10 protein-coding genes and 1 pseudogene are annotated in these 11,034 nt (G+C 63.1%); 8 read left to right on the top strand and 3 right to left on the bottom strand.

The annotated features are described in order from the left end of the window. Positions 1-44 precede the first annotated feature (44 nt). Positions 45-404 carry a hypothetical protein gene (locus W823_RS40790; protein ID WP_023957360.1) on the bottom strand — a complete coding sequence of 120 codons (360 nt, stop codon included), beginning with the start codon at positions 402-404 and terminating at the stop codon, positions 45-47. Between the two features lie 13 nt (positions 405-417). After that, positions 418-1,640 (bottom strand): annotated as a pseudogene (locus W823_RS59265) (Rieske 2Fe-2S domain-containing protein). A gap of 226 nt (positions 1,641-1,866) precedes the next feature. Between W823_RS59265 and hsaA the strand changes: the two are divergent. The 8 genes from hsaA to W823_RS40745 all read left to right on the top strand — a co-directional run bounded on the left by hsaA (position 1,867) and on the right by W823_RS40745 (position 10,050). Further along, on the top strand, positions 1,867-3,048 hold the full coding sequence (hsaA, locus tag W823_RS40780; protein ID WP_023957358.1) for a 3-hydroxy-9,10-secoandrosta-1,3,5(10)-triene-9,17-dione monooxygenase oxygenase subunit: 1,182 nt from the start codon (positions 1,867-1,869) through the stop codon (positions 3,046-3,048). Positions 3,049-3,151: 103 nt separating this feature from the next. Continuing rightward, on the top strand, positions 3,152-4,072 hold the full coding sequence (gene hsaC, locus W823_RS40775) for an iron-dependent extradiol dioxygenase HsaC (RefSeq protein WP_023957356.1): 921 nt from the start codon (positions 3,152-3,154) through the stop codon (positions 4,070-4,072). 1 nt (position 4,073) lies between these two features. Next, positions 4,074-4,646, top strand: coding sequence for a 3-hydroxy-9,10-secoandrosta-1,3,5(10)-triene-9,17-dione monooxygenase reductase subunit (hsaB, locus tag W823_RS40770; protein WP_023957354.1), 573 nt, complete (start codon positions 4,074-4,076; stop codon positions 4,644-4,646). A gap of 24 nt (positions 4,647-4,670) precedes the next feature. Then, positions 4,671-5,858 (top strand): hypothetical protein, encoded by a 1,188-nt coding sequence (locus W823_RS40765; protein WP_023957352.1) that lies wholly within the window; start codon positions 4,671-4,673, stop codon positions 5,856-5,858. After that, positions 5,855-6,652, top strand: a complete 798-nt coding sequence (locus W823_RS40760) for an SDR family oxidoreductase (RefSeq protein WP_023957350.1) — start codon at positions 5,855-5,857, stop codon at positions 6,650-6,652. Before W823_RS40765 ends, W823_RS40760 begins: the two co-directional genes overlap by 4 nt. A gap of 8 nt (positions 6,653-6,660) precedes the next feature. Beyond that, positions 6,661-7,797: a sulfotransferase gene (locus W823_RS40755; RefSeq protein WP_031332032.1), complete on the top strand. Its 1,137-nt coding sequence runs from the start codon at positions 6,661-6,663 to the stop codon at positions 7,795-7,797. A 130-nt stretch (positions 7,798-7,927) separates the two neighbouring features. Next, complete coding sequence (locus W823_RS40750; RefSeq protein ID WP_023957347.1) at positions 7,928-9,400, top strand: MFS transporter; 1,473 nt, start codon at positions 7,928-7,930, stop codon at positions 9,398-9,400. An 8-nt stretch (positions 9,401-9,408) separates the two neighbouring features. Next, positions 9,409-10,050, top strand: a complete 642-nt coding sequence (locus W823_RS40745) for a TetR/AcrR family transcriptional regulator (RefSeq protein WP_235189497.1) — start codon at positions 9,409-9,411, stop codon at positions 10,048-10,050. Between the two features lie 40 nt (positions 10,051-10,090). Here the strand turns inward: W823_RS40745 and W823_RS40740 are convergent, their stop codons facing one another. After that, positions 10,091-10,969 carry an IclR family transcriptional regulator gene (locus W823_RS40740; protein ID WP_023957343.1) on the bottom strand — a complete coding sequence of 293 codons (879 nt, stop codon included), beginning with the start codon at positions 10,967-10,969 and terminating at the stop codon, positions 10,091-10,093. Between the last annotated feature and the right edge of the window lie 65 nt (positions 10,970-11,034).

The following is an 11,034-nucleotide window of genomic DNA, read 5'->3' as shown; positions in this document are numbered from 1 at the left end:
CGATCGATCGCGAGTGGTGTTCTTGTCTCTACGAGTTGTCCGGGTCAGTAGTAGCCGTCCGGGTCGACATCGGGTGATTCCTTGGGGATGATCCCTTCGCTCACACCATGATCGATGCTGGCCGAGAGTCGGGGGCATGTCGGCAACATTGCGGGGTTTCCCCCTTCCGCCCGGATCCGGGTGAGTTCAGGACATTGCTCTCGTGCCTGTGCTGTCCACTGGACACTCGTGTGGTGGGGGCTGTACTTCTTCACCATCACGTGGGCGTGGCAGGTGCGGCACTCGATCTCCCGCAGCCCACCGCGTAGGTAGTGCTCTTTGTCTCTCGACGTCGCTTCCCGAACCGCTGGGCCGCGCTCCGGATCCTTGCTGAGATCCGGAGCCTTCGACCAACTGATGCTCATGACCGGGCGGCGATCATGTGGCCGAAGCCGTCTCGGGCGTCGAGGCATTCGCGGCTTCGCGCTCCGCCTTGAGTCGAATGTTCTCCTGGACCTCGATGTTCCAGTTCTCGACGGCCTTGGTGGTGTCGATCTCGTATTCGTAGCGCTGTGTCATCTCCTCGGTCACGTCGGCGACGTCGACATAGAACTGTTCGTACCAGCGGCGCAGCTGGTAGACCGGACCGTCCTCTTCCACCAGCAGCGGATTGTCGATGCGGCTCTTGTGCTTCCAGATCTCGACGTCTTGCAAGAACCCCACCTCGATACCGGCGGTGATCTTCGTCGCCATTTTGTCGGCCTGGTCGGCGGTGAGTCCCTCGGGGATCTTCGCGATGACGCCGTACATGAGGACAAACGAATTGTTGTCGATGGGGTAGTGGCAGTTGGTCAGGATCGTCTCGATCGCATAGCCGCCGTAGTACTGCACCATCGGGTTGAGCATGTAGGCAGGACCGTAGTAGGCGGCGATGGACTCGAGTTTGGTGTCGCCGTAAGCCGTCATGATGTCGACGTCCGGACGCCCATGCGAGTTCATGTACTGCGCAGCGGTCTCGCCTTCGAAAAACGTTCTTGAAGTAGTCGGGCAACGAGTAGTGCACGTAGAAGAAGTGCGCCATGTCGACGACGTTGTCGATGATCTCGCGACAGTTCGAACCCTCGATGACGATCTTGTTCCACGTCCAGCCGGTCCACTGGTCGCTGTTCAATTCGTCGAGCTCGGGGATGATCACGTCGTCGGGGGGGCGGGTTGCCCTCGGGGTCGTTGTAGACGAAGATCTGCGCGTTGCGGATCATGCCCGGCCACGAACGGGTCTTGGCCAGTTTGGGTGCCCGTTTGGCATAGGGGACGCCGGCGCAACGTCCATTGGCCTTCCATCGCCAGTCGTGGAACGGGCAGGCGACGTTGCCGTCCTTGATCGAGCCCTGTGACAGGTCGCCGCCCATGTGCCGGCAGTACGCGTCGAGGATCTTGAGTTCGCCGTCGGCGACCCAGACGACCAGTTTGGTGCCGAACACGGTGACCGGATGGGGCTTGCCGTCATCGAAATCGGCAAGAAGGCCGAGGCAATGCCAACCGCGTGCAAATCGGGTCGGCGGCGTGCCGGTGTCGATCTCGCGTACCGCGCCACCGTCTGCGCTGGTGTCAACCGCTGTCAGGCGGGCCCCCTGCTCCAACTCCGACTCCGTACTCGTCATGTCTGCTCCCTAGTTCATCGATGCCGGCTGTGGGGCGGCATGTGCCGGGCCGCGTGGTTTAAGCGTTCCCGCTTACTAGAACATGTTACAAAACTTGCCAGGCACTCGCCAGGGAAGTGATCAAAACGGCATGAATCGAGGTAAACCTGCAGTACTCGACATAAATGAGAACGTGTTCTAATCTTGCCGGAGAAGACTTTGTGGAACGAGAGTTAGGAATCGCGCGATGAGCGACCGCAGCCAAGAGGGCGCGCAGGTACTGGACAAGATCAGCGCACTGCTCCCCGAGATCGAACAGCGGGCACAGGAAGCAGAGGATCTGCGTCAGATTCCCGACGAGACGATCGCGTCGCTCGAGGACATCGGATTCTTCAAGCTCATGCAGCCCGAGCAGTGGGGTGGCTACCAGGTCGACCCGGTGACGTTCTACGAGGCAGTGCGTCGGATCGGCTCGGCGTGTGGCTCCACCGGATGGGTCTCGGGCATCATCGGCATCCACAACTGGCACCTGGCTCTCTTCCCGCAGCAGGCGCAGGAGGACGTATGGGGCAAGGACACCTCAGTCCGTATCTCCTCGTCCTACGCCCCGATGGGTATGGGTGAAGTGGTCGAAGGTGGCTACAAGGTCAACGGTTCGTGGGCATGGTCCTCGGGTTCGGGCCACGCGAGCTGGGTTGTCCTCGGCGGACCGGTGATCAAGAACGGAAAGCCTGTCGACTTCGTGAGCTTCCTGATCCCGCGCGAGGACTACGCCATTCGCGACGTGTGGAACGTGGTCGGGCTCAAGGGCACCGGATCCAACACCATCGACGTCAAGGACGTGTTCGTACCGAGCCACCGGATGCTCAGCTTCCGGGCGATGAGCACCGGCGAGGCTCCGGGCCTGGAGAAGAACACCGCGCCGGTCTACAAGATGCCCTGGGGCACAATCCATCCGAGCACCATCTCGGCGCCGATCGTGGGAATGGCCTACGGCGCCTACGCCGCGCACGTCGAACACCAGGGTAAGCGCGTCCGCGCGGCCTACGCCGGTGAGAAGGCGAAGGACGACCCATTCGCCAAGGTTCGCATCGCCGAGGCCGCCAGTGACATCGACGCGGCGTGGACCCAGCTCTCGGGCAACCTGCAGGCCGAGTACGACCTGCTTCTTGCGGGACAGGAAGTCCCGATGGAACTCCGGTTGAAGGCCCGTCGCGATCAGGTCCGCGCAACCGGCCGGGCCATCGCGTCGATCGACCGGCTCTTCGAGAACTCCGGAGCCCACGCCCTCGACAACGACACACCCATCCAGCGGTTCTGGCGCGACGCACATGCCGGCCGCGTCCACGCGGCCAACGATGCCGAACGGGCCTACGTCGCCTACGGCAACGGCGAATTCGGGATCCCCATCGGTGACACCATGGTCTGACCCGCAAGCGGTCAGGACACCGAAAGCCTGACCCGCAAGCGATCAGACGCGGACACGATGGTCTGAGTTCACCACCGACATCTCGCAAAGGAGCAGATCGACAATGACCGAAACCCTTGGCCCGATCCGTTCACTCGGCTACATGCGTATCGAGGCCACCGACATGCCGGCCTGGCGTGACTACGGTCTCAAGGTGCTGGGTATGCCCGAGGGCAGTGGCCCCACGGAGGGCGCCCTGTACCTGCGCATGGACGACTTTCCCGCACGTCTCGTGATCACGCCAGGAGAGCACGACCGTCTGGTGTCCTCTGGCTGGGAATGTGCCAACGCCGCTGCACTGCAGGAAGTCCGAGATCGATTGTCGGCAGCCGGCGTGGTCTTCCGCGAAGGCAAGGACGAGGAACTGGCCGACCGTCAGGTCGTGGAGATGGTGGTCTTCGAGGACCCGAGCGGCAACGTTCTCGAGGCGTTCCATGGTGTGGCACTGCAACATCGCCGGGTGGTGAGCCCCTATGGCCACAAGTTCGTCACTGGCGAGCAGGGTTTGGGACACGTGGTGCTCACCACCGACGACGACGCAGCCTCGCTGCACTTCTACCGCGATGTGCTCGGTTTCCGTCTGCGCGACTCGATGCGGCTCCCGCCGGAACTGGTCGGGCGGGAACAGGGCGACGAGCCGCCATGGCTTCGGTTCTTCGGCTGCAACCCACGCCACCACAGCCTGGCGTTTCTGCCGATCCCGAACGACACCGGCATCGTCCACCTGATGATCGAGGTGGAGAACACCGATGACGTGGGCCTCGCCCACGACCGGGCGTTGCGCAAGAAGGTCCCGATGTCGGCCACCCTGGGCCGCCACGTCAACGACCTGATGTACTCGTTCTATATGAAGACACCCGGCGGATTCGACGTCGAATTCGGCTGCGAGGGCAGGCAAGTCGACGACACCGACTGGGTGGCTCGCGAGAGCACGGCGGTCAGTCTCTGGGGGCACGACTTCTCCATCGGATTCAAGAACGCCTGACATGTCCCCTCATCCACGCGGTTCAGATGATTTCGACCCGCGGCAGTTCCGGACGGCCATGGGTCAGTTCTGCACCGGGGTCACCGTGATCACCACGATGACCACCGATGACGTCCCAGTGGGGTTCGCCTGCCAATCGTTTGCAGCCCTGTCGCTCGATCCACCACTCGTGCTGTTCTGCCCGATGAAGACCTCCCGCAGCTGGAAGGTCATCGAGCAGAGCGGAAAGTTCTGCGTCAACGTGTTGTCGACCAACCAACAGGACGTCAGTGCTGCATTCGGCGCACCGGGTGATGACAAGTTCGCCGGGATCGACTGGGATCCCTCGCCTCTCGGCCTGCCCGTCATCCGGCACTCGTTGTCCTGGGTGGATTGCACGCTGGAGCGCGTCGATGACGGCGGCGACCATTTCATCGCGATAGGCCGGGTGCAGACTTTGGGAGAAGTGCTGCAAGACAAGCCTTTGCTGTTCTACCGTGGTGGTTATCTGTCCACCGAACATCCGCGGGTCACTCCGGCCCAGGCGGAGCTCGAGAACTTCCTCACCTGGACCGGCGGGGACACCTGGCTGTAGTTCCGGCCATCACAAGGGAGTGAGATGACAACAACCGTCACGAACGATGTGACCGCCCCTTTCGCCGCGGCCATCGCCGACGCCGAGAAGCTGATCACCTCAGCTGATTTCATCCGCAACGAGCAGGATCTGGCCGAGGGATACGACTACCTCGGCGGCAGCATCCGCGCGAGCCTGCAGATGGCATGGGCGTATGGCAAGACCCACCCGTTCTTCGTCACGTCCACGGGCCCCTACACGAAGATGGGGCTGGACAATCCCGATACGCTGTACTACCACGCGAACGTGCAGGCCGACGCGGAGTATCTGATCACCGGAAAGCGCGGCAACACAGCAGATCTCAGTTTTCAGGTTCTCAAAGGTGACTACACCGCGACCGACGTTCCCGGTGGCGACGACGCCTTCGACGACCGTCGACTGACGATCGAAGCGGACGGGACCTACACGCTCCGCTTCGGACCGCCCAAGGCCGACCCGGGACCCAACTACTTCGTTCTCGGCGAGGGGTCGTCGATGCTCGCGGTGCGCGAGGTGTACAGCGACTGGATGCAGGAAAAGGGACAGATCCGGATCGAGCGGGTCGACACAGTGGGCAGCGCGCCGGTGGAGCCCGACCTCGCGCAGATCACCCGCCGCTATCAGGTGGCCGGCAAGATGTTGCTGTCGCGGATCAACACCTGGTTCAACTTTCCGAAGTGGTTCTACCTGGACCTGCCGGTGAACACCTTGACCGCGCCCCGTCTGACGCCGGGTGGGCTGAGCACCCAGTACTCATCGGTGGGTCACTACGACCTCGCCGACGACGAGGCGATGGTGATCACGGTGCCGAAATCCGATGCGCCGTACCAGGGTTTTCAGCTGGGCAGTATGTGGTACATCTCGCTGGACTACGTCAATCACCAGACCAGCCTCAATTCTGCTCAGGCGCAGGTGGATCCGGATGGGATGATCCGCCTGGTGGTCAGCAGGCAGAATCCGGGCATCGCCAACTGGATCGAGACAACCGGTAAACAGCGGGGTATCGCGCAGTTCCGGTGGCAGCGGGTCGACCGCGAGCTGACCGAGTCCGATGGGCCCACCGTCGCGATCGTCAACGTGGCCGACGTGCCCGACCATTTGCCGCACTTCGAGTCCAACACCATCGACGAGACAGGCTGGCGTGACCGGATAGCCGCACGCCAGCGCGGATTCGCGCAGAGGATGCTGGGATGACCGCCACCGTGTCCACCGGCCTGCTCGAGGGCAAGGTCGTCGTGGTCGGGGGAGTGGGGCCGGGTCTCGGCCGTTCGATCAGCGTGCAAGCCGCTGCTGCCGGCGCCAAGGTGGTGCTCGCGGCCCGGACCGAGAGCCGGCTCGCCGAGGTGGCCAAGGAGATCGATGCCGCCGGCGGCGTCGCGTTGCAGGTCCCCACCGACATCACCGATGACGCGGCTGTCGATTCCCTCGTCGCGGCAACGGTTGCCGAGTACGGCCGTGTGGACGTACTGGTGAACAACGCCTTCTCGCTGCCTTCGATGAAGTCGTTGGCACGCACCGACTTCGACCACATCCGGTCGAGCCTGGACCTCACGGTCCTGGGCGGCCTGCGCATGACCAAGGCCTTCACCGACGAGTTGGCCAAGGTGTCCGGTTCTGTGGTGATGATCAATTCCATGGTCCTGCGGCACTCGGAGCCGCGTTACGGCAGCTACAAACTCGCCAAGGCGGCCCTGCTCGCCATGTCGCAGACACTCGCCACGGAGTTGGGCGACAAGGGCGTTCGTGTCAACAGCGTGCTACCCGGTTACATCTGGGACGACCAGCTGAAGTGGTATTTCGGTGAGGTCGCCAAGAAGTACGACATCACGCCGGAGGCCGTCTACGAACAGACCGCCTCCAAGTCCGACCTCAAACGTCTGCCCGAACCCGATGAGATCGCTCGGGCGGTGGTGTTCCTCGCCTCGGATTGGGCCAGCGCCATCACCGGCCAGACGCTGGACGTCAATTGCGGCGAGTACCACACCTGAGGAGCGAGATGACCATTCCGAGAACGAATGTGGGCACGGTCGAGGATCTGCATGCGTCGGCGACGAAGGCGTGTGGACTCGACGACTTCGGTCAGGATGACTACACCGAGGCTCTTGGTGTCCTGCTGGAGTCGTACGAGCGCGATGCGGGGCTCACCGAGCTCGGCAGCAAGATGAACCGCTTCTTCCTTCGGGGTGCGCTGGTCGCCCGATTGCTCAGCGAGGCATCGTGGAAAGCCAATCCCGAGTATGTCTCTGCGCCGGTGGAACGCCCCATCTTCGTTACCGGGTTGCCCCGTACGGGCACCACCGCCCTGCATCGGCTGCTCACCGCAGATCCGGGCCATCAGGGTCTGGAGATGTGGCTTGCCGAGTTCCCGCAGCCCCGGCCTCCGCGCGACACCTGGGAGGCGAATCCGGTCTTCCAGCAGATCCAGGCCGGACTCGAACAGCACCATGTTGAGAATCCGGAATTCATGGGGCTGCACTACATGAGTGCCTCCGACGTCGAAGAGTGCTGGCAGTTGCTGCGCCAGACCATGAAGTCGATTTCCTACGAATCCTTGTCGTACCTGCCGACCTACTCCCAGTGGCTGCAGAAGCAGGACTGGACCAACGCCTACACGCGGCACAAGAAGAACCTCCAGTTGATCGGGCTGAATCAGCCCGATCGTCGCTGGGTGTTGAAGAACCCCAGTCATCTGTTCGCGCTCGATGAATTGATGGCCGTCTATCCGGACGCGTTGATCATCCAGACCCACCGGCCACCCGCGACGATCATCCCGTCGATGTGCAGTCTCGCTGAGCATGCGGGCGAGGGATGGTCAACCGTGTTCACGGGTGAACTGATCGGCAAGACGCAACTCGAGTTGTGGTCGCGAGGGCTGCACGCGTTCAATGCGGCCCGGTCCAAGTACAACCCGGATCAGTTCATCGACATCGACTTCCGCGACTTCCGCACCGATCCCATGGGCACGATCGAAACGATCTATCGCACGTTCGGACTGGACCTCACCGAGGATGCGGCGTCGGCGATGCGAGCACTCGACGAGGAGAGCAAGTCGGGCGACCGCAAACCCGTCCACAAGTACTCCTTGGAGGACTACGGCCTCACCGAGGTCGAGGTGAACGCGGCTTTCGACTGACCGGACCGGCATTGTCGCGGTCGCGTGCGGTATCTCACTGTGTGAATTTTGCGGAGTCTTGACTCCGCTTGTGGTGCTAGCTTCAGAGCAGCATACGGAGTGACCACTCCGGTTCGAGCTCAGGAGTTGTATGGACATCGCACCCAAGCGGACGCATTATCGGGTCACGTTCGCCGTCCTCACCGTGGGAGTGGCAGCGTTTGCGCTCCTACAGTCTTTGGTGATCCCGGTACTGCCGACGATCCAGGTGTCCCTCGGGACGACACAAACCGACGTGACGTGGGTGCTCACCGCCTACCTTCTCTCCGCGTCGGTGTTCACGCCGATCATGGGTCGCCTCGGGGACATGTACGGCAAGAAGCTGTTGTTCGTGGTCGCGCTGGCCGCGTTGGGAATCGGCTCGTTGCTGGCTGCCGTGGCAGGGACGTTGTCGGTGATGGTGGTCGCGCGTGTGATCCAGGGAGTCGGTGGCGGCGTCCTGCCCTTGGCCTTCGGGATCATCCGTGACGAGTTTCCCGAGAAGAAGGTGCCCGGTGCCGTCGGGATGGTGGCGGCACTGACATCGCTGGGCGCAGGTCTGGGAGTTGTGCTGGCCGGGCCGATCGTCGATGTGCTCACCTACCATTGGCTGTTCTGGATTCCGCTGATCATGACCACCATCGCGGGTCTGGCGGCCTACGTCTTCATCCCGGAGTCGAAGGGCCGGGCCCCGGGCAGGGTCAACTGGGTCACCGCGTTGTTGCTGTCAGCGTGGTTGGTGGCTCTGCTGCTCGGTGTCAGCCAGGCACCGAAGTGGGGCTGGACCTCACCCGAGGTCGTCGGATTGCTCGTCACTGCTTCGATCTTCCTGGTGGTGTGGATCGGTGCCGAAGCACGATCGGCCAACCCGCTCATCGATATGAAGATGATGCGGATGCGCACTGTGTGGGCTGCGAACCTGGTGGCGCTCATGATGGGTATCGGCATGTATGCCGGGTTCGGATTCATCCCGCAGTTCGTCCAGACCCCTACATCCGCCGGCTATGGATTCGGTGCATCGGTCAGCGAGTCGGGCTTGATGATGTTGCCGAGTTCGGTCTTCATGTTCATTCTCGGGCTCGGGGCCGGGCGTCTGTCTGCGCGCTTCGGCTCGAAGAACTTGTTGACGGTGGGAACCATCGTCAGCGCCGCGGGATACTTTTTCGTCGCCTTCCGTCACTCCAGTGAAGCGGACATCTTCGTAGCCATGTGCCTTTCCGGAATCGGTATGGGACTTGCGTTTTCGGCCATGGCCAATGTCGTCGTGGCAGCGGTTCCGCCGCATCAGACAGGAGTCGCCAGCGGTATGAACGCCAACATCCGAACCATCGGCGGTTCACTGGGCGCAGCATTCATGGGGACCGTGGTCACCGCGGGAGCCGCACCGTCGGGACTGCCGAAGGAATCGGGCTACACCCACGGCTTCATCATGCTGGGGGTCGCCGTGTGCCTGGGAGCTGTTGCCACACTTCTCATCCCGTCGGTCAAACGTGGAGGGGCGGCGTTGAACGAGACCGCAGACCTCGCACACGCCGAACTCGCGATGGTTGCCGGCGGTACCCTCGCCGGCGACAAGTCCGAATGAGGTCCGCAGTGGGTGTGCACGCCACCGCAGACGGTGGGAAGGTGCTGCGGCGAGACGCCGCGGAGAACCGCCGGCGGCTGCTGGATGCGGCGGCGAGGGTGTTCAGTGAACGCGGACTCGATGCCGGGGTGGATGAGATCGCCCGGGCGGCAGGAGTCGGGATGGGCACGCTCTATCGGAGATTTCCCACCAAGGATGCCCTGATCAGTGAACTCGTGCGGGAATTGTTCACCGACCTGGTGGCGATGGCCAGGGTCGCGCGAGACGTGACCGACGGTTCCGGGTTGGAGCAACTGCTGTTCGGAACCGGTGCCATTCAGGCGTCGCATCGCGGCTGTGTGTCTCGGATGTGGAATGACGAACACACAACCGCGCTCAAGGATGAGTTCCATGAGATCCTCGTCGAACTCCTGGCCAGGGCGCAGGAGGCCGGCAGGATACGTATCGACGCCACCGTCACCGACCTCGACCTCGTCTTCTGGGCGGTCAGGGGTGTCGTCGAGACCACGCGCAGTGTCAGTGACACGGCATGGCGACGGCACCTGGCGATGGTGATCGCCGGACTGCGGCCAGGGTCCGAGGAACTGTCGGAGGAGCCGGTCGGTGAGAGCGAGGTCGCGTTGGCGAAGAAGCGGATATCACCCGGCTGAACGGGCCCGTCATGAGCGCCGAGGGCCGCGACAGATGCATTCAGCGTGCGAGCGCGTGGGCGACGCGATCAGCGGCAGCCGCCACAGACGTGCCCAGGTGCGCCATCTCGTCCGCACTCATCTCGCGGTTGGGGCACACGACGATCGACGCGATGACTGTGCCCTCGGAATCGATGATCGGGGCGCCGATCGTGACCACCGCGACAACTCCGACCGATTCCTCCGGCAGATAGTCGATGGTGGTCAGTTCGGCCAGCAACCCCGCCACCCGTGAGCGCACCGTGTCCGAAACCGGTGAATCTCGCAGTGACGCAAGCGCATCGATCATCTCGGCATGGTCACCGGTGAGACGCTCCACCGCGTACCCGCGGTCGCAGATCACTTCCAGCACGTCGTGCAGTCGGTCGCGGGCACCCGGCGGTGCCGAGTCGATCCACCGCTGCCGTTCGGCTTCAGGCGCCCACGCGACGAACTCTCGGCACACGGGTGGGCGTAGCGCGATTCGCCGGCCGGGTCTGATCCACTGCATGTCCGGCACCCCGACGAGTTCTGTGACAGTGATCTGTTCAGCCACCCTCTCGGCGAGGAACGCCGGCATGTCGAGGTCCGCAGCGAGTTCGTGGATCATCGGAGCTGCCAAACGCCGCAACGGATAGCCGCGTTCGGCCTGCCGCGCCAGGGCGACGAAGCCGGCACCGATGGCGAACTGGCCGTCTTCTCGCGACACCCAGCCGTCGATGGTGAGTTGGGTCAGCACCGCGTGGGCGGTGGCTCTGGAAAACCCTGTGCGACGGACTATTTCCGCCAGTGTCAGGCGGCCGCCGGTCTGTTCGGCCAGCAGTTCGATCACCCGGACAACCCGCTGCGTGGGTGGCGAGGGTTGACCCACGGGCATGCTGTCGCCTACCGTCACTGTCATATTTTCAAACACTAGTGTCGGATAATCGACAGGTCAAGTCCTGGCGAGGCGAACGACGCGAGAGG

Origin of the sequence: Williamsia sp. D3 (assembly GCF_000506245.1) — a bacterium.
Classification (GTDB): domain Bacteria; phylum Actinomycetota; class Actinomycetes; order Mycobacteriales; family Mycobacteriaceae; genus Williamsia; species Williamsia muralis.
The sequence above is the reverse complement of the archived record's forward strand: the minus strand, read 5'-3'. Positions and strand labels throughout refer to the sequence as shown.

Bases quoted from the DNA above. Each gene is read 5' to 3' on its own strand.
- W823_RS40755 (WP_031332032.1), top strand. From the start codon at position 6,661: ATGACCATTCCGAGAACGAATGTGGGCACGGTCGAGGATCTGCATGCG.
- W823_RS40765 (WP_023957352.1), top strand. From the start codon at position 4,671: ATGACAACAACCGTCACGAACGATGTGACCGCCCCTTTCGCCGCGGCC.
- W823_RS40740 (WP_023957343.1), bottom strand. From the start codon at position 10,969: ATGACAGTGACGGTAGGCGACAGCATGCCCGTGGGTCAACCCTCGCCA.
- W823_RS40790 (WP_023957360.1), bottom strand. From the start codon at position 404: ATGAGCATCAGTTGGTCGAAGGCTCCGGATCTCAGCAAGGATCCGGAG.
- hsaA (WP_023957358.1), top strand. From the start codon at position 1,867: ATGAGCGACCGCAGCCAAGAGGGCGCGCAGGTACTGGACAAGATCAGC.
- hsaB (WP_023957354.1), top strand. From the start codon at position 4,074: ATGTCCCCTCATCCACGCGGTTCAGATGATTTCGACCCGCGGCAGTTC.
- W823_RS40760 (WP_023957350.1), top strand. From the start codon at position 5,855: ATGACCGCCACCGTGTCCACCGGCCTGCTCGAGGGCAAGGTCGTCGTG.
- W823_RS40750 (WP_023957347.1), top strand. From the start codon at position 7,928: ATGGACATCGCACCCAAGCGGACGCATTATCGGGTCACGTTCGCCGTC.
- hsaC (WP_023957356.1), top strand. From the start codon at position 3,152: ATGACCGAAACCCTTGGCCCGATCCGTTCACTCGGCTACATGCGTATC.